Genomic DNA, 26,731 nt, shown 5'->3' on the forward strand with positions numbered 1-26,731 from the left:
GCACCATCAAAACCACTTAAAGCCATTCAGAAAACTAAATCCTAAACACTTAACTAAGCAAATTCTTTAATTTAAACGATTAAGCTAATAAAAAAAGGATTTCCTCAAATAATTTGGTTTAAAACGGAAATATAACATGAAACGCTGCATATAGCAACTTTCACTGGTTTTTTATTGAAATTATGTGCACGCGATGGATACGTGTATAATTATGGATCCAGCACAAAAGTTGGTTGCAACTTAAAAAATATAGAATAGAATTTTACACACAATACAAAGTATCCAAAAAAGAAAAATCCCGACACTTTCGTATCGGGATTTAAAATCAACCCTTTGGTTGGCCTACTAGGACTCGAACCTAGAACGACTGGACCAAAACCAGCTGTGTTGCCAATTACACCATAGGCCAGTGCCTTAATTGAGCGTGCAAATTTAAAACAAAGTTTTATATGCACAAATATTTTTTGATCATATTCTAAAAAAAAGAAAAAATAATTTTGACAAGACCTTTTACAACTCCCCTAACTACCTATTTACCAATGGAGTTTAAATAAACTTGGATACAGTTATTTTTTTTTAGCCTAACCCACCAAACAAGACCTAAAGCCCCCAAGTTGTTAAAGGTTTATCAAATAAATATCCCCATATCTATTATAATTAGTAAATTCGTCCCTTCGGATAAACAACTGACCGCATGTTTTTAAAAAATTTTAAAAAATGGGACACCATCACAGGATGGTTTGTTTTTTTTATAGCCCTTATTGTCTACGGAATAACGGTTGAACCCACCAGTAGTTTTTGGGATGCTGGAGAATATATTGCCACCTCTGCCAAACTACAGGTAGGACACCCTCCAGGGGCACCTTTACTACAAATGATCGGTGCTTTTTTCGCCATGTTTGCATTGGAACCGGAGCAAGTGGCAAGAATGGTAAACCTTCTTTCCGGTGTTTCCAGTGCCTTCACCATTCTTTTTATGTTCTGGACCATCACCAACCTTACTAAAAAATTAATAACCAAGGACACCGCTTTTACCAACAGCAAGGCTATGGCCGTATTGGGCAGTGGACTGGTAGGCTCCTTAGCCTTTACTTTTTCGGACAGTTTTTGGTTCAACGCCACCGAAACAGAAGTTTACGCCATGGCCAGTCTTATCATGTCGCTCTTACTGTGGCTTGGACTTAAGTGGGTAGACGACCTGGAGTCGCCCCGAGGCAACAAATGGATTGTACTTATTTCCTTTGTAGTGGGACTAACCTTTGGGATCCAATTCATGGGGTTTTTGGCCATTCCCACCATAGGCCTACTCTATTATTTTAAAACCTACAAAACCACCACCATAAAGAATTTCCTATTGGCCAATATAGCCGTTGTGGCCATATTGATGTTGGTCTATAAATTTTCATTGACCTACGTCCTTAAGCTTTTTGGATGGAGCGAGGTATTTTTTATCAACACCATTGGGCTTCCCTTTAATTCAGGGACAATCATAATGGGACTTATTTTTGTAGGCGCCTTTTATTGGGGCTTGCGCTACACCCGCAAAAACAACTACACAACGGCAAACACCATAGTTTTGTGTTTAATGTTTTTGTTCTTAGGCTTTTCTTCCTGGCTAATGCTCCCCATTAGGGCCAATGCCGATGTAGTAATCAACGAAAATGACCCTGCAGACGCCAGATCCCTTTTGGCCTACTACAACAGGGAACAATACCCTGGTGTGGACAGTCCGGTATACGGAGCGTATTACTCCAACGCCTTTGCCCCGGCCGGGGAAGAAATGGACGAGAAGCCTAAATATGAAAAAGACCTTAAAACTGGAAAGTACGTTATAGTTAACCATTACAAGGATGCCTTACAGGGACCCAACCCAAAACACGTTGGTATACTTCCCAGAATGTGGAGCGAACAAAATGCCGAAAACTATATGAAGTATTTTGATCCACTAACCTTTAGGATCAAATCGGATTACCTGGGCAACAATGAATTGCGACAAGCGGTAAATCAATTCAAGGACGGTTATGCCAAAGGGGAAATAGACACTGCCCAATACATGAGGTTCCTAAGGGAGTTTTCGGAATACATTGAGGTAGAACCCCCTACAGTTTTACAAAATATTAAATACATGTTCGAATTTCAATTTGGATATATGTATTGGCGCTATTTTATGTGGAACTTTACAGGAAAGCAGGATGACATACAAGGACGATATGACAATCACGGAAATTGGTTGAGCGGCCTTAACTTCATAGACAGTGCACGATTGGGAAGCCAGGAAAACCTCCCAAGCGACATCAAGAACAACAAGGGCAGAAACACCTATTTCTTCCTGCCCTTACTATTGGGTATTATTGGTCTTATTTTTCAGATCAGCAAAAATCCAAAACAGTTTTGGGCCCTATTCGTCTTTTTTCTGTTTACCGGGATCGCCATACAATTTTACACCAATCCGGCCATATTCCAACCAAGGGAACGCGACTATTCCCTGGTAGGCTCCTTTTATGTTTTTGGTATTTGGATAGGTTTGGGCGTATATGCACTTTTTGACGAGTTCCAAAAACTTATAAACCCTAAGGTATTGGCTCCGGCCTTAACTATTTTATGCCTATTGGCCGTTCCTGGCGTTATGGCATTGCAGAATTGGGACGACCATGACCGCTCCAATAGGTATACCGCCAACTCAACCGCCAAAGCATATTTGGAATCTACCCAGAAAGACGCTGGCGCCATTCTTTTTACCATAGGTGACAATGACACCTTCCCATTGTGGTACGCCCAGGAGATTGAAGGCTACAGAACCGATGTAAGGGTGGTAAACACCAGTCTCTTTGCTACCGATTGGTACATAGACCAAATGAAAAAGAAAGCCTATGAAAGCGAGCCTATCCCCTCACAGCTGACCCATAACGAATACAAGTGGGGGTCCAGGGATGCCATCTACTTTAATCAATTAACAGACAGCAGATGGAACATTAAGGATTTTATGAACTGGGTTGGTAGCGACAAAGAGCAGACCAAATTCCGCAACATTTTACAAAAACAGGGAGCCGACCTGAGTCAGTATTCAGAGAGCAACTTGGATGTAGTGTACTACCCTACCAATAAAATAAGGGTACCCGTAAACAAGAAAAATGTTTTGGAGAGCGGTTTGGTAAAGGCCAAGGATTCGGCCTTGATCGTAGATTATATAGATATTGACCTCCCCAAGAGCGCCCTTCCTAAGAACCGCATCATGATGTTGGACATCCTGGCCAACAACGACTGGAAACGTCCCATTTATTTTTCCGGAGGAAGCTTTGACCCTGGGGAATACATATGGATGAAGGACTACCTACAATTAGACGGCCTTGTATACAAATTGGTACCTATTAAAACAACAAACCAAAGTGCATACGAAATGGGCAGGATAGATTCCGATCTTATGTATGACATTGTTAAAAAATGGAACTGGGGCAACTCCGGGAGCCCAGACATCTACCACGATCCCCAAACCCGTACCCAGGCATTATCTTTCAGGGGCAATTTGGCCCGACTTACTGAGACACTGATCAGTGAAAACAAGATAGAAAAGGCAAAGGACATCATCAATATTGCCATGAAAAACATGCCGGTAGAGCATTTTGGTTATTACGCCTTTGTTGAACCTTTTGTGGACGGCTATTATAAAGTTGGGGAAACCGAAAAGGCCAGAAATCTATTTCAAAAACTAAAAAAGATATATCAGGAACGATTGGATTATTTTGCCAACCTGCCCTTTGATGAGCAACGACTCTTTTTAGACGAAATTATTCCGGACCTAGAGGCCTACAGCAGAAATATAGATATATTGATTACCAATCAGGACAAGGAAAATGCCGAAAAAGAGACCTTAATATTCAATGAATATATTGACAAGTTTGAGCGATTCTACCGCAACGATCCCATGGAAGGCCTTATGCCACCAAATTCCGATCCGGACTTAATAGACTCTACCTCCATGGATGCTATCCCAGAGGAAGTAAAGGACAGTATTGCTGTCCCGGAGTAAACAACACAAAAAAAACCGAGGTCTAGACCTCGGTTTTTTTAATTTTATAATGGCTTAAATATACTCGTTAAGAATACCTATCAGTGTATTGGCATCCTGCTCTCCGCTCTGCCTCCACACCATTTCACCTTTTTTGTATATCATCAGGGTAGGCAAGCCCTTCACCCTAAGTGCCTGTGAAAGCTCCTTATTCTTATCCACATCAATCTTAATAACCTTGCCCTTATCCCCCAAGGCAGCAGCCACATCCCTAAGTACGGGGTGCATAGCCGTGGATTGCTCATTCCACTCTGCATAAAAATCCAACAGCACAGGAACGTTTATATCAATTAATTCACCAAATTTAGACATATAGTATACTTTGGGTTATAAACCAAAAATAAGAAAAAATGTTAAAAAACAACCAGCGCCATCACTTTTTAGCCCCCACAGCCATCAAAATCAGACTAAAGTGCGCTTTTTCAGGGTTATGACCGTAATTTCGGGCCATATACCTACCCGACCCGGGTAGCCCAAATAGCCAAATCCACGGTTAACATTGATCATCTGCCCAAGCTCCTCATATACACCCGCCCAATACTTGTACCTCCATTTGACCGGACTCCATTTTACCCAGCCAGGTATCTCTATGCCAAATTGCATGCCATGGGTATGTCCGCTCAAGGTTAGATGGTAGTGGTAATCGTCCTTTAAGACTTCATCTTCCCAATGTGAAGGATCATGGCTCATCAAAATTTTAAAATCGCCCTTATTTATATCTGCAACAGCCTTTTTAAGGTCCCCGGCCTTTTTAAAGCCTCCCCTACCCCAATTTTCCACTCCAATCAAGGCAATTTTATCACTACCTTTTTGCAAATACCTGCTTTCGTTAAGCAATAGGTCAAAGCCCATTTCCCTTTGTAGCTCTTTTAGATCCTTTAGGTTCTTACTTTTTGCTTCCGCGGTCTCCCAGTCTACATAATCCCCGTAATCATGATTGCCCAAAACCGAATACTTGCCATCCTTGGCCTCCAGAGTTGAAAAAAGGTCTTTCCAAGGATACATTTCCTCTGCCTTGTTGTTTACCATATCCCCGGTAAACAGCAATATGTCACTCTTCTGCTCGTTAATTAGGTTTATAGCGTATTCAATCTTCTCCCTATTGTCAAAGCTGCCACTGTGCACATCGGAAATTTGGGTTATACGATACCCATTAAAGCTATCCGGAAGATCATCAAACTCCAATTCGTACTTTAGGACCTTAAAGTTATATTTTCCTTTTATCATCCCGTACAACAATGCCGAAAATGGCAACGCCGCAATGCCCATGGCAATAGCACTTAAAAACCTACGTCTCTCTGGAAGACTAAACTCCTTTGTCTCCCCAAACAGCTTTTGGTACCCACCGGCAAGGAACCTAAAGATGTCCTCGGAAAATAGAAAAATTATAGTGATGGATTTAAAAGCAAGCATGGCCAATAATAGACCAAACGCATAACTCTTTGAAACGCTAAGCACCCTACCAGGGGTTTCACCCATTGTAAATTGATAAATAAAATTCCCCAGCACCAAGAGCGACATCAACATAAAAAAGTAATACACCCACGGATAACGGGTCAAGGTGCGAAGTGCCTGCAAGGTATATATCCCTAGGACAAAATAAATCACCACAAAAATAATCCAACGTAACATTCCTTAAAATTTTGAGGTAAAGATATTGGTTTCCAAAGCAATTGCTCACATTTTAATTTTCTTTAACGATACGCACCACTTCCCGAATGGTATCAATGCTGCTTACCCCAACTTCATCTTCCCGCAAAAAGTGGGCCGTATTCATGGGTACTTTTGGGGTATGGTCCAAAGTCTTATGAAATTGAATCCCGGATAAATGCACCGCACCAAAACCCTTCTCCTTAAACTGAAACACATAGGTATCCCGTATTCCCCCTCCCGGCATTATAGTACAGCGGTCAGATTTCTGCAACAATTGGTACAACAGGGACAAACCAAGGGGAGAGGACTGTTCTTGCCCAGAACTTAGTATGGTATCTACACCCAACTCTTCCAACTGACTTAAGACAGCCAAAGGCTCTTTAACCCAATCAAAAGCCCTATGGAAGGTAAAATCCATGGGACTGGCCAGTGCTATCAACTCCTTGGTCCTTTCAACATCCAAGCTAAAATCTTTATGAAGTAGTCCGGAGACAACCCCATTAAACCCCAGTTCGGCACAAATAGCCACATCATTCTTCATGACCTCAAATTCCAAGTCGGTATAGGTGAAATCGCCACTTCTGGGCCTTATCAGCACATTAACGGGAATAGAAATGTACTCCTTTATCATTTTTAACATCCCAAAAGAGGGGGTTACCCCTCCCACAGCCAGCTCTGCACAAAGCTCAATTCGGTCAGCTCCAGCCTTTTGGGCATTTACCGCAGATTCTAAAGAATTGGCACACACTTCTACAATCATATTTCTTATATTTAGAGCCTTAAAAATAAACAACAACACCCTATGAAAAGAAGAAACTTCCTTAAAAATTCTACCCTTAGCACCGCGGGAATTATATCTGCCCCTCTTATTGCCTCATGCCAGGAAACCAAAAAGGACGTTACCCCTATTGCACCTACTTCGGAAAGCATTAAGCCCATTGTCATATGCACCTGGAATTTTAAAAATGCAACGGCAAAGGCCTGGGAAGTATTAAAAAAAGGAGGCTCCTCACTAGATGCCGTTGAACAGGGCGTTATGGTAGAAGAGGCAGACCTGGGCAATGAAACTGTGGGTAATGGAGGTAGACCGGACAGGGATGGCAATGTTACCTTGGACGCCTGCATCATGGACAAGGATGGTAATTGTGGCGCGGTACTATGCATGGAAAATATAGCCCACCCCATATCTGTAGCCAGAAAAGTCATGGAAGATACCCCCCATGTAATGTTGGCCGGAAAGGGAGCGGAACAATTTGCTTATGAAAAAGGGTTCCCTAAAACAAATTTACTTACAGAAAAGGCTAAAAAAGATTGGCTGGAATGGAAAAAGAAATCCAAGTACGAGACCATCATCAATATAGAGAACCACGATACTATTGGCATGCTTGCCATAGATAAGGATGGGGACATAGCAGGAGCTTGTACCACCAGCGGCATGGCTTACAAGATGGCCGGTAGGGTTGGGGACTCCCCAATTATAGGGGCCGGATTATTTGTTGACAATGAGATTGGCGCAGCAACGGCCACAGGTGTGGGTGAGGAAGTAGTTAGGACCGTTGGAAGCTTTTTAATAGTAGAGCTTATGCGACAAGGCAAATCACCTCAGGAGGCATGTGAGGAAGGAGTAAGAAGAATCATGAAAAAAAACAAGGACAGGCGGGATTTCCAGATAGGGTTTATTGCCATCAACAAAAAAGGAGAAACTGGCGGATACTGTATTCACCCTGGCTTTAGCTACAGCAGCTATTCCGAAGCAGGGCAGCACAACAATACCACCGAAACCTTTTTAAAATCCTAAATTAAAATTAACCGCATCCATATCACACAAGAACCATAACCCATGGCAGAACAAAAAAGACTTTTTCTACTTGATGCCTACGCTCTGATATTCCGGGGCTACTATGCACTGATTAAAAACCCCAGAATAAATTCAAAGGGAATGGATACTTCTGCCATTCTAGGGTTTACCAATTCGCTTTTGGATGTGATAAGAAGGGAAAAACCGGATCACCTGGCCGTTTGTTTTGACAAAGGCGGAAGTGTGGAACGCACCGAAATATTCGCAGAATACAAGGCAAATAGGGATGCCACCCCGGATGCCATAAAAATAGCGGTACCTTATATACAGAATATATTAAAGGCCATGCATATTCCCGTGGTTGAATTGGAAGGCTGGGAAGCCGATGATATAATAGGAACTTTGGCCAAGCAGGCAGAAAAGGAAGACTACAAAGTATACATGGTAACCCCTGACAAGGATTTTGGGCAGCTGGTATCAGAAAATATTTTCATGTACCGCCCTGCCAGAATGGGCAATGGCATTGAAATATGGGGCATTCCGGAGGTGCAAAAGCGTTTTGGGGTAGAACACCCTGAGCAGGTCATAGACTACCTTGGAATGATGGGCGATGCCAGCGACAATATTCCAGGCCTACCGGGAGTAGGGGATAAAACTGCCAAAAAGTTTATTGAACAATTTGGATCCCTTGAGAATTTACTTGCCAATACAGATCAGCTAAAAGGCAAGATGAAGGAAAAGGTAGAGAACAATGCCGAGTTGGGACTGCTATCCAAAAAACTGGCAACCATAGACACAAACTGTGATGTAACCTTCAACGCCACGGATTATGAGATGTCCATGCCAGACGGTGAAAAAGTACAGGAGATTTTTGAAGAGTTGGAATTTAGAAGACTAAAGGACCAGTTCATTAAACTATTCTCATCTGATTCTGACACCCAAGGAGAGGAAGGCAAAAAAACGTCCAAAGACCAAAAAAAGAGTAGCTCTGAGGCAGGTAGCGGTCAATTTTCCCTGTTTGGGGGAGATGGAACGTCTACTGGAGGCAACATAAAAGAAGTTTCCAGCAGAAAAAACATATCCGAGGTGCCCCATGTCTACCAAAGTGTACAGCCTGGTATGGCCATGAAGTTGTTCATTAACAATCTAATGAAACAAAGCTCTGTTTGTTTCGATACGGAAACAACCGGACTAAATCCGCTTACGGCAGAATTGGTTGGGATAGCCTTTAGCTGGGAAGCCGGAAAAGGCTTCTATATTCCCTTTCCCGAAGATAGGGACAAAGCACAGGAAATCATAGAACAGCTAAGACCTTTTTTTGAAGCCGAGGAGATTGAAAAAATTGGTCAGAATTTAAAATATGACATCAAGGTATTGCACAAATACAAAGTTGCCATAAAAGGCAAATGCTTTGACACCATGCTGGCCCATTACCTTATTAACCCCGATATGAGGCATAATATGGATGTCCTGGCGGAGACCTATTTAAACTACACCCCCATTTCCATTACGGAACTCATCGGCAAAAAAGGGAAGAACCAGCTATCCATGAGGGAGGTCCCCCTGGAAAAACAAACCGAATATGCAGTAGAAGATGCGGACATCACCTTTCAACTGGCACAGCATTTTGGACCGGAACTAAAAGAAGCAAAGACCGAGCAGTTGTTCAACGAAATAGAGATCCCCTTATTACATGTTTTGGCAGACATGGAGCAGGAAGGAATAAACTTGGACAAGGCTTTTTTAAATTCGCTTTCCCAGGATTTGGACAACGATATTAAAGCGCTTGAAGCCAAAATATTTGAGGAGGCCGGGGAAGAATTCAATATAGCCTCCCCAAAACAATTGGGTGAAATACTATTCAACAAAATGAAGCTGGTAGACAAACCCAAAAAGACCAAAACCGGTCAGTACTCCACTGCCGAAGATGTCCTTTCCTACCTTGCCAAGGACCATGAAATTATTCAAAACGTACTGGATTTTAGAGGATTAAGCAAACTAAAGAGCACTTATATAGATGCCCTGCCCGAACAAATTGAAGCCTCAACCGGAAGGGTACACACAGATTATATGCAGACCGTCGCCGCCACAGGAAGGTTAAGTAGCAATAATCCAAACCTTCAAAACATACCTATACGTACAGAAAGGGGAAGACAGGTACGTAAGGCTTTTATCCCAAGAAATGAGGATTATATTTTATTGGCCGCGGATTACTCACAGATTGAGTTACGGGTCATTGCCGCCTTGAGCCAAGAGACCACCATGATAGAAGCTTTTAAGAACGGAGAGGACATTCATGCCTCAACAGCATCCAAAGTTTTCAACATTCCATTGGAAGAGGTCAGCAGGGAACAACGCAGTAATGCCAAGACGGTCAATTTCGGCATCATATATGGTGTTTCGGCCTTCGGCCTCAGTAATCAGACCGACCTGTCGCGAGCCGAAGCCAAAGAACTAATTGACACCTATTACAAAACCTACCCCAAACTCCGCAATTATATAAGCGAACAAATAGAATTTGCCCGTGAAAACGGCTATGTACAAACGGTCTTGGGAAGACGAAGATATCTAAAGGACATCAACGGAAGTAATGCCATTGTACGGGGAGCCGCGGAAAGAAATGCGGTAAATGCCCCTATTCAAGGAAGTGCAGCCGACATTATAAAAATTGCCATGATCAACATCCATCAAAAATTAAAAGAAGGCAACTACAAAAGTAAGATGTTATTACAGGTACATGATGAATTGGTTTTTGACGTATACAAACCGGAATTGGAGTCTTTACAAACCATGATCAAATCTGAAATGGAAAATGCCTACAAACTGGAAGTTCCTTTGGACGTGGAAATAGGGATAGGCCAAAACTGGCTGGAAGCCCATTAATACAATACGGCAACATACATTAAAAAAACGGGCCTCATATATGCCATGAAGCCCGTTTTTGCATAACATTGATTTTTTACATTCTTTTAAAAACAAGTTGGCCGCCCGCCTCTACTTCCAGTACATCCAGATCTGCAGCATCCACCATCATCACATCACCATCAATGCTCACCTCCATAGTTAGGGTCTGCCCATCATCATCCACATAAGAAAGCACCCCCTCCTCATAGGAATACACTGTAGTCTCGGTATCTTTTTCTGCAGGACAAGGGAATCCCAATCCATCAGAACTAAAAGTCAATTCTAAATAGGCCAAGGAATTATCTATGACAACATTTAAATCCTCCTTAAAATTAAAGGTAAGTACATAGCAATCCTTGGCTGTTAAATAATCTAACAGGTCCTTGGCATTTTTCTCGTCATCACTGGCCGTGTCATAATTAATCCTAAGCTCATAAGCCTGCCATACCCCAATGATGTTTTCCGCTTTGGGCTCCGCATCCCCACTGTCATTTGAACAAGAAAAAAACAAAGAAGCGGACAAAAAAAGTAATACTAATTTATATTTCATGGTATAAGTCAAATTGGTTATTAAAAGCCCTAACGTTCTATAAAACAAAAAAGTATCAGACAATTCCAAAGAATTAAAAAATAATCTCCAGACTAAAAATAGTAGACTTATCCCCACAATATAAAAATAAGGAATAGCTCCCTTAAAAACACACTGGAATCCGACTTTCTTGCACGGAATGCACTCACAAAGAAGTCGCTACAAGGCTTATATTTGAAAAAACTATAAAATAATAAGAAACAACCATTTGGAATTCAACTTAATAATTGTACATTTGCAGCCCGTTAAACGGGATTGAAGTGTTTAATAAATAAATATATTAGTGTGGATACATTAAGCTACAAGACGATTTCGGCCAATAAGGCGACCGTTGACAAACAATGGTTACTAGTTGATGCTGAAGGAGAAACATTGGGCCGTCTTGCTTCTAAAGTAGCGAAGTTACTTAGAGGGAAGTACAAGCCTAGTTTTACACCACATGTTGATTGTGGGGATAATGTTGTTATTATCAATGCAGAAAAAATCAACCTGACCGGTAAGAAATGGGATTCCAAAACCTACATTCGCCATACCGGTTATCCAGGAGGCCAGCGGTTTACAACTGCTAAAGAAATGTTGGCTAAGAATCCAGCGCGTATTGTTGAGAAATCGATAAAAGGCATGTTGCCCAAGAACAAACTTGGAGCAGATCTTTTTCGCAATCTTAAGGTATATGCTGGCGCAGCCCACAATCAAGAAGCACAAAAACCAACAGCAATTAACTTAAACGATTTTAGGTAATGGAGATGATTCATAAAATTGGTAGAAGAAAAACTGCAGTTGCAAGAGTTTATGTTACCGAAGGAAGTGGTAACATTACCATTAACAAAAGGGACTTGAGCAACTATTTTCCTACAGCAACGTTACAGTACAAAGTAAAGCAACCATTTGCTTTGACCAGCAACGAAGACAACTTTGATGTAAAGGTCAATGTATATGGCGGAGGTATTACAGGACAGGCTGAAGCAGTACGTTTGGCTTTATCCAGGGCATTATGTGAAATGGATGCCGAGAACAGATTGGTTCTTAAGCCAGAAGGGTTGCTAACAAGAGACCCAAGAATGGTTGAGCGTAAGAAATTCGGTCAGAAGAAAGCTCGTAAGAAATTCCAGTTCTCTAAACGTTAATATCACATTAACAAAACCAATATCGGGTTGCAGCATTATTCTGATCAGGTATCAGAATAATTATAGCAGTTCGGTAAATTTTTAAACTGTTCATTGAAAACCCTTGTCATAGGGTAAGTAATATTTTTTTGATTTTGCACACTGGGCTTTTCCCTTTTCGAAAACCCAAGCTGTACACAATCGGAATCAATTAGTTTAGCATCTAAATAGTAAAGGCTGCCAACAGGCTACCACTTTATTATTGCTAATTCAAAGGAACGTAAACTAAAAAATAAAATGGCAAACAAAACTGAAGTAAAAGACCTTTTAGAGGCAGGTGTACATTTTGGACACCTTACCAGAAAATGGAATCCCAATATGGCTCCCTACATCTACATGGAGCGTAACGGAATCCACGTTATCAATCTTTACAAAACTGTTGCAAAATTAAACGAGACCAATGAGGCTCTTAAAAAAATAGCAGCATCCGGCAGAAAAATACTTTTCGTAGCCACTAAAAAACAAGCTAAGGACATCGTTGCTGAAAAAGCAGGAAATGTTAATATGCCCTACATCACAGAAAGATGGCCAGGTGGTATGTTGACCAACTTTGTTACTATCCGTAAAGCCGTTAAGAAAATGGCTTCGATAGACCGAATGAAGAAAGACGGTACCTTTAACACCCTATCCAAAAAAGAACGTTTACAAGTAGATCGTTTGCGCTCCAAACTAGAAAAGAACTTAGGTTCCATTTCTGACATGACTCGCCTACCTGCTGCTTTGTTCATAGTGGACACCATGCGTGAGCACATTGCGGTTAAGGAAGCCCAAAAATTGAACATTCCAATTTTTGCTATGGTAGATACCAACTCTGACCCTAGACCAATTGACTATATTGTTCCTTCCAACGATGATGCCTCTAAATCCATAGAGATCATCATGAGCTCTGTAACAGAAGCTATTGCTGAAGGTTTGGCAGAACGTAAATCTGAAAAACAAAGCGACAAGGAAGGTAAAGAAGAAGCTAAGCCTAAAGAAAAGAAGGCAGCTCCAGCTACTGAAGCCAAGGAAAAAGCTCCTAAAAAAGAAGCCACAGCTTCCGATGACCTTACTAAAATAGAAGGTATTGGTCCTAAAATTGCCGAAATATTTCAAGAGGCAGGAATTAACACCTATGCTGGATTAGCCGAAAAATCAGAGGACGACCTTAAAGGAATTCTTTCTGAATCTGGACCTAGCTACGCTTCCAAAAATCCTGCATCATGGCCAAAGCAAGCCAAAATGGCTGCGGATGGAAAATGGGAAGAACTACAAGAATGGCAAGATAGCGTTAAGGGAGGAGTAGAATAATCCCTTTGCAGAACACATAATATAAATTTAACATTAACCAAAATTGGAATTATTCATTAATTCTAATTTTGGTTAAAATTAAAACAACATAAAATGGCTAAAATTACCGCCGCTGAGGTAAACAAATTAAGAAAAACAACTGGTGCTGGCATGATGGATTGCAAGAATGCATTGGTTGAAGCTGAAGGAAATCTTGAAAAAGCAATTGAAATCCTACGTAAAAAAGGACAAAAGGTTGCTGCCAAAAGAGCCGACAGAGAATCTTCTGAAGGAGCTGCCATCGCAAAAGTGAGTGCAGATAACACTACAGGAGTTATTATCTCTTTGAACTGTGAAACTGATTTCGTTGCCAAAAACGATTCTTTTGTTTCTTTGGCCAACGATTTGGCCGATCTTGCCCTTCAATATGATGCTAAGGAAGATTTCTTGCAAGCTGATTTTAACGGAATTTCAGTTCAAGACAAACTTACTGAGCAAACTGGAGTAATTGGCGAGAAAATTGAAATTGGTGGATTTAGCAAACTTTCAGCTCCTTTCGTTGGATCATACATCCACGCAGGAAATAAAATTGCTACTTTGGTAGGACTTTCTGCTGCTGTTGAGGGCGCCGAAACTGCTGCTAAGGATGTTGCCATGCAGGCTGCCGCAATGAACCCAGTTGCCTTGAACGAGGAAGGTGTTGACCAATCCATTATAGACAAGGAAATTGAAATTGCCAAAGATCAATTGCGTCAGGAAGGAAAACCTGAAGCAATGTTGGACAACATTACCAAAGGAAAAATAAAACGTTTCTACAAAGACAACACCTTGGTAAACCAAGATTTTATCAAAGACAGCAAACAAAGTGTAGCACAATACGTTAAATCTATAGATTCCAGTTTGGAGGTTACCGGATTTAAAAGAGTTGCTTTGGGATAAGACCACCGCAATAAGCATACAACAAAACCCGCCACTACATAAGTAATGGCGGGTTTTTTATTTAAACAAAAAATTCCTTGAATAAAATACCGTGCCCTAAACACTAATTACACATTTTGCTATTATAGCTGCTGAAACAGCATACAACCATAACTCATCGCCTCTTGGAGAAAATAAAAAAGCACCACCAAAAGGACAGTGCTTTAAATTCATAATCTTACACATTACAGAAGCTACCCCAACAACTTAGTTTTTTAACCAAGCCTCACGAAGTTGTAATTGCTTCTCAGAAGCCCCTGGAATGGGCACAAGTTTTGTTACCTTCATCGTAGGATTACCTACTTTTCCCTCTAGTTGTATTTCCTCCCCTTCTCTTTCTACCAACATCTTAATTTCCCTATCGGCCGGCCATCCTAAACTAAGTCCAATAATAGGTCTTATGCTTTCCAAGCTGATAGCTGTACCATCTATACGTTTTATAACATCTCCACCTTTGGCCCCCAAGTCATTAAAAAAAGAATTTAAGGCAATCCCCTTTCTAATAAATATAGTATTGTCATTAGCGGGGTCTACATCAATAAATGGTATTTCCCCATTAAAGAAATAACCGGTAGACTCCTCCACTTCCGTTGGCTTTAACCCTACCTTTTCCCAATATGCCTCATAGTCTATTGGCCTATCCCCAATGACATGTGTATCAAAGAAATCCCTTAGCCCAGGAAAGGTCATTTCCACAATCTCATCAATCAGGTTATCGTCCTCAAAAGGTTTGGACTCCCCATATTTCCCGGAAAGTTCCTTCATTAACCACAAAACACCCTTTTCGCCATTACTCCAATCCCTGAGGGTTATATCCAAGGCCATATTTATAAGCGCCCCTTTCTCGTACACATTGGCATAGTTCTCCTTAAAGGGCTCTTCCAAAATATTCTTGCTCATCAGCGTAAAGGACATCTCATCATCATATGCTTTTGAATTAGAAACCTTCTCCATTAGTCGCTTATAAAATTCCTCCTCATCAATGAGTCCTTGTTGTATCTGAAAAAGGTTCGCAAAATACTCGGTAGTCCCTTCATACATCCACAAATGCTTGGACATTTTAGGATTGTTAAAATCAAAATATTGAATCTCTTCAGAGTGCACGGTCAAAGGGGTTACAATGTGAAAAAATTCATGCGATACAATATCTACCATAGCCTGTTCCAACCTTTCCTTGGGCATCTGCTCTGGCATTACCACTACCGTAGAGGTATGGTGTTCCAAGGCACCAAATCCGGATGCATCTGTATCCTCCAAGGTAGAGAGATACAACAGTATGGTGTAATGTTTGGTACTATTGATAGGGCCCAAAAACTCCTTCTGCGCACGCATCATTTTCTCCATGCTCCCCTTTAAACTGGTAGCCGTATAGTGTCCGTTTGGGGAATACACACTTAGGGTAACGCTAATATCGTTAACCTGAAAGTTCTCGGTACTGGGCCTAGCATACAAAATTGGATTATCTATAACTTCAAAATATCTACTTGCCACAAAAACATCGGTCTGCGGCGATTTAATATCCTGTATACCCCTTTGCAAGGAAGTAGAGGGTTCCAAACTATCCGGAGCGGTAATTTCCAATGTATAGGGTCGTTCCTTCAACCCTTCAAAATAACCAACAAAACCGTGAAGGTTTAGCATAAAATTGTTCCCTTTTAGAATATTGGTACCGGATGGAGAAAACACCTTGTCAGCAACCTCATTTTCCGTATCATAGGTATCATTGACCCAATAACTCACCTTATCCAATTCCTTAGCGTTCCCTATCTTCCAGGTATTATCGTCCAATTTTTCAAAGGGCAATTCCCCTCCCTTATAATCAATAGCTTTGAAGCCTTCAATGTACTTACCATAGTTATCTGAACTATAGGTACCTGGTACCGTCTTGGGAATAAAGAATAAAATATCCGAATTGGCAAAAGCGCCAGGATCCACCACAACCTTCACCTTATCGTCCACCACCTGCACCAGATCCAATTTGGCCACTATATTAGCCTGTTCTGCCTGTACAACTGATTTGGAGGATCCGCAACCGTGTAAGACCAAAATGGCTGCCCCAAAAAGCAAAATCTTTTTAAATACACTAAAACTGTTTGTCATTGTTAATTCATTTTTGTTTTTAAAACATAATTGGATACCAGGCCCAAAGCCGGTATAATATATACTTCTAGATTGCATTAGCCATTTGAAAATAAGCCATATGCCCTTAAACCAGTACAAGATCATAAAATAAATTTAAGCCTCCATAGCTATTATGAAATAATTAAGGTTACATGAATAGGCCAAACCAAAGTGCTTCATAAATATTTTTGATTATTTTTGCTGGGAATTAATCAATGTCAACATGCAATACAAAAGAATACTTTTAAAACTCAGTGGCGAAGCCTTGATGGGTGAAAAACAGTACGGAATAGATCCCAAACGACTTTCCGAATATGCAGAGGAAATCAAGGAAGTAGTAGACAAGGGTATAGAAGTTGCTATTGTAATTGGAGGTGGTAATATTTTCCGGGGCTTGGCAGGTGCCAGCAACGGAATGGACAGAGTTCAGGGAGACCATATGGGTATGTTGGCAACGGTGATTAACGGACTGGCCCTACAGAGTGCATTGGAATTGCAAGGGGTACAGACCCGATTGCAATCGGCCATTAAAATAAACGAAGTGGCAGAGCCTTTTATTAGACGTAGGGCAATGCGACATTTAGAAAAAGGTAGAGTGGTCATCTTTGGGGGGGGAACAGGAAACCCTTATTTCACCACAGACTCGGCGGCCGTATTGCGCGCTATTGAGATTGAAGCCGATGTAATCCTAAAAGGTACTAGGGTAGATGGTATATACACTTCCGACCCCGAAAAGGATAAAACGGCCACCAAATTCGACACCATCTCTTTTACAGATGTCCTCAACAAGGGATTAAAAGTAATGGACACTACCGCCTTTACCTTAAGTCAAGAAAACGAATTGCCCATTGTTGTTTTCGATATGAACAAAAAAGGAAACCTCATGAAATTGCTTTCTGGAGAAAATATAGGAACGGTAGTAAATTTATAATTTGGCACTATTTGTGATTGATCAAACTAAATAATTAGCATATGGACGATGAAATTAAATTTATACTGGACACTACCAAAGAAGGAATGGATAGCGCCATAGCCCATTTGGAAAAAATGTTGGTTAAAATTAGGGCCGGAAAAGCAAGCCCTGTTATGCTCTCCAGTGTTATGGTAGAATATTATGGTTCGCCAACACCTCTTGCTCAGGTAGCAAATGTAAACACCCCGGATGCCAGGACCATATCCGTGCAACCTTGGGAAAAGAATATGCTACAAGAAATAGAAAAAGCCATTATGAACGCCAACTTGGGTTTTAACCCCATGAACAATGGTGATTTTGTAATTATTAACGTACCGCCATTAACGGAGGAGCGCAGAAGGGACCTGGCAAAACAAGCCAAAGCTGAAGCAGAAGATGCCAAGATAGGCGTGCGTAACGCCAGGCAGGAAGCCAATAAAGAAATCCGCGGCCTGGATGTATCCGAGGACCTCCAAAAGAATGCAGAGGCAGATGTGCAGGCATTGACAGACAAATACATAAAAAAAATAGACGCCATTTTTGAGGTTAAAGAGGCCGAAATCATGAAAGTCTAACAGCAGAACCTAAAAAATAGAAAGAGCGACCTCATTGGTCGCTCTTTCTATTTAGGACCAAACTACTACAAGCTATTATTTAAAGCTAGCTTCCTAGGAACAATAACAATCATTCTATACCTTTGCGCTCGAATTAATTTTAGATCCAACAGACCCAATATCACAAGAATAGGTTATTGGAACGAACAGATCGTGTGCCGAAAATGGCAATTTAAATAAGAGGTTTCACTAAATGGTTGCAAAACTTACGCAAGGTTTTTGGGCAAAAGTAGCCCGGATAATACTTAGGAACAGAATTCTAATTCTATTAATTTTAGCAATCACAACCTTCTTTATGTCCATGCAATGGGACAATATGAGGTTTTCCAATTCCCAGGCCAACCTATTACCGGACCATCATCCGGTAAACATGGAATACCAAGCCTTTTTGGAGCAATTTGGGGAAGAGGGAAATGTAATTGTCATGGCCGTTAAGGACAGTAGCCTCTACACCCCTGAAAAGTTTAATCGCTGGAACAAACTCAGCAAACAATTAGGCGCCTTCCCTGAAGTAGATTTTGTTTTATCTACAGACAACCTACAAGAACTTGTAAAAGATACCATAAAGCAGGAATTTGTAATGCAGCCTTTTCTGAAAAAGGCCCCTGAAACCAAGAAGGAAGTGGACAGTGTAACCCACCACCTCTTTAACGATCTACCTTTTTACGACAATCTTATCTACAACAGAAAGTCAAATATCATACGCAGTGTTATATACCTGGATAAGGATATTGTAAACACCTCGGTTAGGAAAGACTTTATATTGGGAGATTTAACCACCTTGGTAGCAAACTTTGAAAAGGAAACTGGACTTGATGTTAGAATTTCAGGAATGCCCTACATCAGGACCATGAATTCCCAGAATATTATTGATGAAATTGGAAAATTTATTCTTGCGGCCCTTGGGGTCACCTCCCTAATTTTCTTTTTCTTCTTTAGAAGTTTTAGAGCCACTATTATATCTATGTTCGTGGTAATTATTGGAGTGATGTGGGCGTTTGGCATACTAGGCTTGCTACAATATGAAATTACCGTATTAACTGCCTTGATCCCTCCTTTAATCATCGTGATCGGGATTCCCAATTGCATCTTCCTGATCAATAAATATCAACAGGAGGTAAAAAAACACGGTAACCAAGCGCTATCCCTGCAAAGGGTAATTTCCAAAATAGGTAACGCCACTCTTATGACCAACGTTACAACAGCATCGGGATTTGCTACTTTCATTATAACGGACAGTAAGCTACTAAAGGAATTTGGTATTGTAGCCTCTATCAATATCATCGGGATTTTTGTGCTTTCCCTATTGATCATTCCCATTATTTACAGCTTTATGTCGCTCCCCAAGGACAAACATCTAAAACACTTGAACACCAAGTGGATTGAGACCTTTGTTAGTTGGATGGAAAGAATAGTAAGGGAAAGAAGAATATCGGTTTACATTGTATCCATAATGCTATTGGTAGCCAGTATCATTGGCATTTATCAGATAGATATTTCAGGGAGCCCTATAGAAGACATGCCAAAAAAGGCCGAATTCTTTAAAGATATACGTTTTTTTGAAGAAGAGTTTGATGGCATCATGCCCGTAGAAATTGTGGTAGACACCAAAAGGCCCAAGGGGGTATTAAAGCCTTCTACCCTAAAGAAAATGGACGAATTGGGAACGGTCATCAATGATATTCCGGAACTCTCAAGACCAGTATCTGTAGTAGACTTGGTTAAATATTCCAAGCAGGCCTTTTACAGTGGCATCCCCAAATATTACCAATTACCAACCTCCCAAGAAAACACTTTCATTATGGACGTTGCCCGTAAATCTGCGGACAACGGCAATATGTTGAGCAGTTTTGTGGACAGTACCGGACAGGTAGCCCGTGTAACTACCTATATGAAGGATGTAAAAACATCCAGAATGGAAAATATAGAACTGAAATTAGAAGAGCATATAGCCAAAATTTTTCCAGCAGACCGTTATGAGGTTTCCATGACAGGCAGTGCCCTACTATTTTTAAAGGGCACCAAGTACTTGGTTAAAAACCTAATTTTATCACTTGCCTTGGCCATAGGCCTTATTGCCTTGTTTATGGCCTATCTATTCCGTTCTTTTAGAATGATAATTATCTCTTTGATTCCCAATCTATTGCCCCTAGTGATTACAGCGGGTGTCATGGGCTTTGTTGGGGTCCCCATAAAACCTTCGACCATCCTTGTTTTTAGTATTGCCTTTGGCATATCGGTAGATGACACCATACACTTCTTGGCCAAATACAGGCAAGAACTTACCGTAAACCAGTGGAAGATTAAAAAATCGGTCTATGCTGCACTGCGGGAAACTGGGGTGAGTATGTTCTACACCTCCATCGTTTTATTCTTTGGCTTTTCGGTATTTGTAATATCCAATTTTGGGGGCACTGTGGCCTTAGGGGCCCTGGTTTCCGCCACCTTGTTGTTCGCCATGCTGGCCAACCTTATTTTATTGCCTTCATTGCTCCTCTCATTAGAAAGAAGCATTGCCAATAAACAGGTATTAAAAGAACCACAAATAGACATACTTCCAAAAGAAGTGCTCAACAATATAGACAAGGACAAATAATATAAGCCCAAAATAAAAATATCACTGTATTTACTGTATTACAGCCAATTCATATTTTTGCAAAATGGCTATCTTTGCCACTTAATTTAGAAGAAATTCAAATGAACACATTTAGCGTAAAAGAGCTACTATCTACCAATCATTTACATCAAGAGGTTGTTGTAAATGGCTGGGTGAAAACCTACCGAAGCAATAGATTTATTGCTTTAAACGATGGTTCTACCATAAATAACATCCAATGCGTGGTAAATTTTGAGGATTTTGATGAAAATCTACTCAAACAAATAAACACCGGAGCGGCATTAAAGGTCAGCGGAACCTTGGTTGAAAGTCAAGGCAGGGGACAAAAGGTAGAAATTCAAGTTAAGGAAATAGCGGTTCACGGTGGGGCAGACCCAGAGGTCTACCCAATCCAACCTAAAAAGCACTCGTTGGAATTTCTTAGGGAAAAGGCACATTTACGTGTGCGCACCAATACTTTTTCGGCAATAATGAGGGTACGCTCTACACTCTCTTTTGCCGTACACCAATATTTTCAAAAGAACGGCTTCTTCTACGTGCACACCCCCATTGTTACGGGATCGGATGCCGAAGGGGCAGGAGAAATGTTCAGGGTATCCACTTTGGATGCCAAGAATCCACCATTGACACAAGAGGGCGAAATAGATTACAAGGAAGACTTCTTTGGCAAGGAAACCAATTTAACGGTTTCCGGGCAGCTGGAAGCGGAAACCTATGCCATGGGATTGGGAAAAGTGTATACTTTTGGACCTACATTTAGGGCAGAAAACTCCAACACCTCCAGACATTTGGCAGAATTTTGGATGATAGAACCCGAGGTAGCCTTTAACGATCTGGATGCCAATATGGACTTGGCAGAAGACTTTATCAAGTACGTAATAAACTACACTCTTGAGAATTGCAAGGAAGACCTTGAATTCCTAGAGCAGCGACTTATAGCTGAAGAAAAGACAAAACCACAGGCAGAACGAAGTGCGATGCCTTTAATTGAGAAACTTAAGTTTGTCTCGGAGAACACCTTTAAAAGGGTAAGCTATACCGAAGCAATAGATATCCTAAGAAAATCCAAACCCAACAAAAAGAAACAATTTAAGTATATTATAGACGAATGGGGTGCCGATCTACAGAGCGAGCACGAGCGATATCTGGTTGAAAAACACTTTAAATGTCCTGTCATATTGTTTGACTACCCTGCCAAGATAAAGGCCTTTTACATGCGATTAAATGAAGACGGGAAAACGGTTAGGGCCATGGACATTCTCTTCCCGGGGATTGGTGAAATAGTAGGGGGCTCACAACGTGAAGAGCGCTTAGACGTACTAATGGAGAAGATCAAGGCGTTGGATATAGACGAAAAAGAATTGTGGTGGTACCTGGATCTTAGAAAGTTTGGAACGGCCGTTCATAGCGGATTTGGCCTTGGCTTTGAAAGATTGGTATTATTTGCCACCGGTATGGGCAATATAAGGGATGTAATACCCTTTCCAAGAACCCCTCAGAATGCAGAATTCTAATCATTATTTGGTAACTTTATAGAACCGATTACGAACCTATATGCTGAAACAACATCTACAGTTTAAATTATCGCAGAAATTATCTCCACAACAGATACAGTTGATGAAGTTGATTCAGTTGCCTACGCAGGCATTTGAGCAACGTCTTAAACAGGAACTTGAGGAAAACCCTGCCTTGGAAACTGGAAAAGATGAATTGGAGCCCCAGCAGGACGAGTTTGAGGATCTATATGACAATGAAACGGATAGCGAGAGTATCAACGCCGAAGACATCAATATAGACGACTACCTAAGTGACGATGAAATTCCGGATTATCGCACCCAGGCCAACAACTATAGCGCCGATGACGACGAGAAAAGTGTACCATATGCCGCTGGTATTTCCTTTAACCAATATCTTATAAATCAACTCAACACGGTATATCTCAATGCCGATGAATGGGCAATTGCCGAATTTTTGGTAGGCAGCGTGGACGAGAGCGGCTACATAAGAAGGCCGCTTACAGACATTATGGACGACCTGGCCTTTACCCAAAACATATATACCGATGAGGAAACCATTGAAAAAGTACTAAAGGTTGTACAAGAATTGGACCCGGCAGGTGTTGGCGCAAGATCCTTGGAAGAATGTTTGCTTATCCAACTTAGAAGAAAAGAGCTGACTCCCAGTATTGAATTGGCCATTGGCCTATTGGAAAAATCCTTTGAGCAATTTACCAAGAAGCATTATAAAAAACTGCTTCAGAAACACAATATTACCGAGGAGCAATTAAAGGATGCCATAACAGAGATTGAACGTTTAAACCCAAAACCGGGAGGATCCTATTCTGGAAACAATAGAATTGTTGAGCATGTGGTGCCCGACTTCTCGATCCGGATTACGGATGGGGAATTGGAGCTAACGCTTAACGGTAGAAATGCCCCCGAACTACATGTATCCAGAGAATACAATAACATGCTGGAAGGCTACAAAAACTCCAAGGACAAATCCAAGTCCCAGAAGGACACCGTAATGTTTATAAAGCAAAAGCTAGATGCTGCCAAGTGGTTTATAGATGCCATTAGGCAAAGACAGCAGACCCTTTATATTACCATGAACGAGATAATGCAGTACCAAAAAGAGTACTTTTTAACAGGTGATGAACGCAAATTACGCCCCATGATCCTAAAAGATATTGCCGATAGGATCAATATGGATGTCTCTACCGTTTCCAGGGTAGCCAACAGTAAATACGTAGACACCCCATATGGCACTAAATTAATAAAGGACTACTTCTCCGAATCCATGAAAAACGATCAAGGAGAAGACGTATCTACCAAGGAAATAAAAAAGATTTTGGAAACGGTAATCGGGCAAGAAGAAAAGAAAAAACCCCTTACCGATGATAAATTGGCCGCAATACTGAAAGAAAAGGGATACCCAATTGCCAGGCGTACCGTCGCAAAATACAGGGAACAGTTAGATATTCCCGTGGCCAGGCTGAGAAAACAAATTTAATGCGACTATTCCTAAGGCTTATTTCTTACCTCTTACACCCGCTTTTTATTCCCTTTGCAGGAACCATCACTTATTTCCTAATTACCCCTAAATACACTCCATTAGCTGTACAAAGTGGCAATATATTGCCCATTTTTATCCTTACTATTATTATTCCTATAATCTGTTTTTTAATATTGAGGAACTTGGGTATAATGCGGTCTATTTTCGTTCCCAACATAAAGGAAAGAAAGTACACCCTTTACATAAGTATGGGCCTACTATTAATGGTTTTACTAAAGGTAATTCCCAACAATTTCACTATTGAGCTCCACTACTATTTTCTGGGACTACTTGCAGCTACGTTTAGCGCCCTTGTGCTGCTTTTCTTTAACTTTAAATGTAGTATGCACCTCTTGGGCATGGGAAGCCTTTTAATGTACCTTATAAGCCTTAGTATCCACTTTGAGGTAAACATTACCATTGCAATAAGTATTGCAACTCTTCTAAGTGGTCTTGCGGCTACCTCCAGACTCTACCTAAATGCGCATAGTAAAGCCGAGGTTATTATCGGCTTTTTAATTGGGCTTCTTACCCAACTCTTCACCTTAAAGTTTTGGTTATAGGATATAAAAAATTAGTCCAACCCTTAGCGGCTTTAACCGCAAAGGATCTCCCAACTCATCCACCACACCATCGTTAAACAAGGTGCTTAAAGCGTAGTAAAAGTGGATATTGAAGGTATTGTAGCCCACATCCAAGGTAAGACCGTACTGAAAGCTCCGCACATCGCTATTGACAAAGGAATATTTAGTTGAACTAGAGACAAATTTGGAGCGACCATCAAACACATACCCCATTTTTAGACCGGAATAAATACGCCAAAACTTGTATTCCTCCGGGGTAGAATTACGCCACCTTAACTGTACAGGTACCTCCAATACATGGGTAGTTACCTTACTCCTCTTAAAATCGGCACTTTCATCCAGAACAGCATAGGTTATTTGATTAGTTTGCTCAACAGCCTTCAAATTGGTATAGTAAGAATTGACACCATAACCCAACCCAATACCCAGCGCAATGGTTCTGAACACATCCAGGGGAATATCCTTTATAAACCCAGCCTGAAGTCCGTAGGAAAGGTTGCGTTGTGAGACTTCACTGGGGAGGTCCATGATAAAGTTATAGGTAACCCCTGTATAAAATTGATCTTCAAAATATCTAGAATCCCCATCTGCCCTGCCAGTGAGCACTTGACCCGTTGCACAAATACAATTGAATCCGATTACAATCAAAATTAAAGGATACCTCATAACCATTAAAGGTAAAAAATTAAACACAAAAAAAACGCTTCAAATATATGCATTTGAAGCGTTTTAATTCTCTAAACCTTTGTTACTAACTATTGTAAATTTCTGAAAGCATCACCTTCATAGGTGGTATAATTGACTTTCAAGGCATTTACCTTTCTAAGTTCTTGTTTAATATCGGAGATAATACCCATATTGGCATCTTTGTCTACCTTTAAAGCGGTAGTCAATACATTTTGCAATTCTTGGGGTTTTTTAGCCCTTTCCATCAAAATATAGTCACCAACTTCGGATGCATCTGCAAATTTATCGTTCAATTGAATTTTAGATTCCGTACCGAAGACTTTTTCATATTCTTTGGTAGGTTTTCCAACGTAGATATAGATTACCCTATCTTTCTTCTCCAACTTCTTGATTTCAGAAGCGTTGGGCAATACATTTTCAACCTTCAACGAACTATCCTTCATTACCGTAACCGTCATAAAGAAGAATAAAAGCATAAAAACGATATCAGGCAAGGATGCAGTGTTCACCGCTGGTACTGCCGCATCTTTTTTCTTATTAAATTTTGACATAGTATTTTGTTTTTAACTTCTAAATTAGTTTGAAGTAGTTTCGGCCTCTGAAAGCTTCTGAGGAAACAACTCCTGTATCCTTTTCACCTTTTCCTTAAGATCTTCGCGAACATGATCCGGAGTTTCTGGATTAAGGTATTCAGCTTCCATTTCGGTGAAATCTTTCTTGTACAAACGCTGTGCCTCCCTGTTACGCAGGTCGTTATACGCCCCAACCAATTCGTTCTGCACAGTTATATAGGTCCCGTACTTAGTCTCCCTATCGTTCTTAAGGGATATAATAGCCTTTGCAGGACTATCTGATGAAGACGGATCTCTTTTCCCTTTACAGTAGCTACAGTAATCTGGGCTACCAGAAGGAGCTCCTCCGTTATCCAAAAAGGCTTTTGCCTTTTCCCTTAAATCCTGAATATTTGTCAATTCCTCATCTGCCAATAGTTGCCCATCCCGGTTAATACTGACCTGAAAAATATTCTTTTGCTTGATAATTACATCGGTATCGGGCGGCTCAATTGGTGGCAACATACGATCTAATCCTGCATCTGTTTCAATAGTGGTAGTCACTAGGAAAAAGATAAGCAATAAGAAGGCTATGTCTGCCATAGAACCCGCATTTACCTCTGGTGGTGCTCCTCTTTTTGGCATAACTCTTTAATTTTTTATTTACTAATCATTTTCTTAAGACCAGACCACAACATTGCAGCTACTGCTACTATGGTAAGGATAAAGAAGACATTTAATCCCATCCCAATGGTTTTGACCGTATCCTCTGTGGTAGGAATACCTTTTCTGGCCATCTCATCCAAATCAACGTCCGTACCGGTCGCCATGGCATAAGAGATAACAACAACTACCAGAAGACCACCTATGGCAAATATAGCCTTTTTAAGCCCTCCTTTGGAAGTAATTAAATTCATTAAACCAAAAAGAACAGTCGCCGCTACAGCTATCCCCAACAACACATAGGTGATAATAAACATAAAGTTCATGGACCCATTGTTGATGGCTTCCGTTGCAGGAACATCCGCACTAGGAAGCTGAAACCACAGTATGGCCCCAATTACCCCCAGTACTATTAATATAATTTTAACTATTTTATGCATGATACTTTAAGTATTTAGTGTACGA

At 40.8% G+C, this 26,731-nt stretch carries 22 protein-coding genes and 1 tRNA gene; 13 read left to right on the forward strand and 10 right to left on the reverse strand.

Annotation, left to right across the window (positions count from 1 at the left end):
- Positions 1-334 precede the first annotated feature (334 nt).
- Positions 335-409, reverse strand: a tRNA-Gln gene (locus EHW67_RS00250).
- 285 nt (positions 410-694) lie between these two features.
- On the opposite strand from EHW67_RS00250, the gene EHW67_RS00255 reads away from it, so the two are divergent.
- Positions 695-4,027 carry a glycosyltransferase family 117 protein gene (locus EHW67_RS00255; protein ID WP_126160343.1) on the forward strand — a complete coding sequence of 1,111 codons (3,333 nt, stop codon included), beginning with the start codon at positions 695-697 and terminating at the stop codon, positions 4,025-4,027.
- A gap of 54 nt (positions 4,028-4,081) precedes the next feature.
- On the opposite strand, the gene EHW67_RS00260 is transcribed toward EHW67_RS00255, so the two are convergent.
- The 3 genes from EHW67_RS00260 to EHW67_RS00270 all read right to left on the reverse strand — a co-directional run bounded on the left by EHW67_RS00260 (position 4,082) and on the right by EHW67_RS00270 (position 6,479).
- The gene (locus EHW67_RS00260) at positions 4,082-4,378 is read right to left on the reverse strand and encodes a thioredoxin family protein (protein WP_031442381.1); all 297 of its coding nucleotides are present in this window, start codon (positions 4,376-4,378) and stop codon (positions 4,082-4,084) included.
- A 90-nt stretch (positions 4,379-4,468) separates the two neighbouring features.
- Complete coding sequence (locus tag EHW67_RS00265) at positions 4,469-5,698, reverse strand: metallophosphoesterase (protein ID WP_126160344.1); 1,230 nt, start codon at positions 5,696-5,698, stop codon at positions 4,469-4,471.
- Positions 5,699-5,750: 52 nt separating this feature from the next.
- Positions 5,751-6,479 carry a copper homeostasis protein CutC gene (locus EHW67_RS00270; RefSeq protein ID WP_126160345.1) on the reverse strand — a complete coding sequence of 243 codons (729 nt, stop codon included), beginning with the start codon at positions 6,477-6,479 and terminating at the stop codon, positions 5,751-5,753.
- 42 nt (positions 6,480-6,521) lie between these two features.
- On the opposite strand from EHW67_RS00270, the gene EHW67_RS00275 reads away from it, so the two are divergent.
- Positions 6,522-7,517 carry an isoaspartyl peptidase/L-asparaginase family protein gene (locus EHW67_RS00275; protein ID WP_126160346.1) on the forward strand — a complete coding sequence of 332 codons (996 nt, stop codon included), beginning with the start codon at positions 6,522-6,524 and terminating at the stop codon, positions 7,515-7,517.
- 42 nt (positions 7,518-7,559) lie between these two features.
- On the forward strand, positions 7,560-10,400 hold the full coding sequence (gene polA, locus EHW67_RS00280) for a DNA polymerase I (RefSeq protein WP_126160347.1): 2,841 nt from the start codon (positions 7,560-7,562) through the stop codon (positions 10,398-10,400).
- 76 nt (positions 10,401-10,476) lie between these two features.
- Here polA and EHW67_RS00285 read toward each other — a convergent pair whose 3' ends face one another.
- Complete coding sequence (locus EHW67_RS00285; RefSeq protein WP_126160348.1) at positions 10,477-10,971, reverse strand: hypothetical protein; 495 nt, start codon at positions 10,969-10,971, stop codon at positions 10,477-10,479.
- A 324-nt stretch (positions 10,972-11,295) separates the two neighbouring features.
- Here EHW67_RS00285 and rplM point away from each other — a divergent pair, with 324 nt between their 5' ends.
- From rplM to tsf, 4 genes are all read left to right on the forward strand, one after another.
- Positions 11,296-11,751, forward strand: a complete 456-nt coding sequence (gene rplM, locus EHW67_RS00290) for a 50S ribosomal protein L13 (protein WP_126160349.1) — start codon at positions 11,296-11,298, stop codon at positions 11,749-11,751.
- Positions 11,751-12,137 carry a 30S ribosomal protein S9 gene (gene rpsI, locus EHW67_RS00295; protein WP_126160350.1) on the forward strand — a complete coding sequence of 129 codons (387 nt, stop codon included), beginning with the start codon at positions 11,751-11,753 and terminating at the stop codon, positions 12,135-12,137. Before rplM ends, rpsI begins: the two co-directional genes overlap by 1 nt.
- A gap of 276 nt (positions 12,138-12,413) precedes the next feature.
- On the forward strand, positions 12,414-13,466 hold the full coding sequence (gene rpsB / locus EHW67_RS00300) for a 30S ribosomal protein S2 (RefSeq protein WP_126160351.1): 1,053 nt from the start codon (positions 12,414-12,416) through the stop codon (positions 13,464-13,466).
- Positions 13,467-13,559: 93 nt separating this feature from the next.
- The gene (gene tsf / locus EHW67_RS00305) at positions 13,560-14,384 is read left to right on the forward strand and encodes a translation elongation factor Ts (protein WP_126160352.1); all 825 of its coding nucleotides are present in this window, start codon (positions 13,560-13,562) and stop codon (positions 14,382-14,384) included.
- A 246-nt stretch (positions 14,385-14,630) separates the two neighbouring features.
- On the opposite strand, the gene EHW67_RS00310 is transcribed toward tsf, so the two are convergent.
- Positions 14,631-16,523 carry a M61 family metallopeptidase gene (locus tag EHW67_RS00310; RefSeq protein WP_126160353.1) on the reverse strand — a complete coding sequence of 631 codons (1,893 nt, stop codon included), beginning with the start codon at positions 16,521-16,523 and terminating at the stop codon, positions 14,631-14,633.
- Between the two features lie 244 nt (positions 16,524-16,767).
- Between EHW67_RS00310 and pyrH the strand changes: the two genes are divergently transcribed.
- From pyrH to EHW67_RS00340, 6 genes are all read left to right on the forward strand, one after another.
- A complete protein-coding gene (gene pyrH / locus EHW67_RS00315) occupies positions 16,768-17,475 on the forward strand; it encodes a UMP kinase (RefSeq protein WP_126160354.1) in 708 nt (235 codons plus the stop codon).
- Positions 17,476-17,516: 41 nt separating this feature from the next.
- Positions 17,517-18,071, forward strand: a complete 555-nt coding sequence (gene frr / locus EHW67_RS00320; protein WP_126160355.1) for a ribosome recycling factor — start codon at positions 17,517-17,519, stop codon at positions 18,069-18,071.
- Between the two features lie 232 nt (positions 18,072-18,303).
- Positions 18,304-20,706 carry an efflux RND transporter permease subunit gene (locus tag EHW67_RS00325; RefSeq protein ID WP_126160356.1) on the forward strand — a complete coding sequence of 801 codons (2,403 nt, stop codon included), beginning with the start codon at positions 18,304-18,306 and terminating at the stop codon, positions 20,704-20,706.
- Positions 20,707-20,807: 101 nt separating this feature from the next.
- Positions 20,808-22,241, forward strand: a complete 1,434-nt coding sequence (asnS, locus tag EHW67_RS00330) for an asparagine--tRNA ligase (protein ID WP_126160357.1) — start codon at positions 20,808-20,810, stop codon at positions 22,239-22,241.
- Between the two features lie 40 nt (positions 22,242-22,281).
- Positions 22,282-23,739, forward strand: coding sequence for an RNA polymerase factor sigma-54 (gene rpoN / locus EHW67_RS00335; protein ID WP_126160358.1), 1,458 nt, complete (start codon positions 22,282-22,284; stop codon positions 23,737-23,739).
- On the forward strand, positions 23,739-24,344 hold the full coding sequence (locus EHW67_RS00340; protein ID WP_126160359.1) for a hypothetical protein: 606 nt from the start codon (positions 23,739-23,741) through the stop codon (positions 24,342-24,344). Before rpoN ends, EHW67_RS00340 begins: the two co-directional genes overlap by 1 nt.
- Here EHW67_RS00340 and EHW67_RS00345 read toward each other — a convergent pair.
- The 4 genes from EHW67_RS00345 to EHW67_RS00360 form a co-directional block, all read right to left on the reverse strand.
- Entirely contained in the window at positions 24,339-25,031 is a 693-nt protein-coding gene (locus EHW67_RS00345; protein ID WP_126160360.1) for a porin family protein, read from the reverse strand. The two genes, EHW67_RS00340 and EHW67_RS00345, sit on opposite strands and share 6 nt — an antisense overlap.
- An 89-nt stretch (positions 25,032-25,120) precedes the next feature.
- Positions 25,121-25,603 (reverse strand): ExbD/TolR family protein, encoded by a 483-nt coding sequence (locus tag EHW67_RS00350; RefSeq protein ID WP_126160361.1) that lies wholly within the window; start codon positions 25,601-25,603, stop codon positions 25,121-25,123.
- Positions 25,604-25,627: 24 nt separating this feature from the next.
- Positions 25,628-26,248 carry an ExbD/TolR family protein gene (locus tag EHW67_RS00355; RefSeq protein WP_126160362.1) on the reverse strand — a complete coding sequence of 207 codons (621 nt, stop codon included), beginning with the start codon at positions 26,246-26,248 and terminating at the stop codon, positions 25,628-25,630.
- 14 nt (positions 26,249-26,262) lie between these two features.
- Complete coding sequence (locus tag EHW67_RS00360) at positions 26,263-26,706, reverse strand: hypothetical protein (RefSeq protein ID WP_126160363.1); 444 nt, start codon at positions 26,704-26,706, stop codon at positions 26,263-26,265.
- Between the last annotated feature and the right edge of the window lie 25 nt (positions 26,707-26,731).

This window comes from Arenibacter aquaticus, assembly GCF_003957295.1.
Lineage (GTDB): Bacteria > Bacteroidota > Bacteroidia > Flavobacteriales > Flavobacteriaceae > Arenibacter > Arenibacter aquaticus.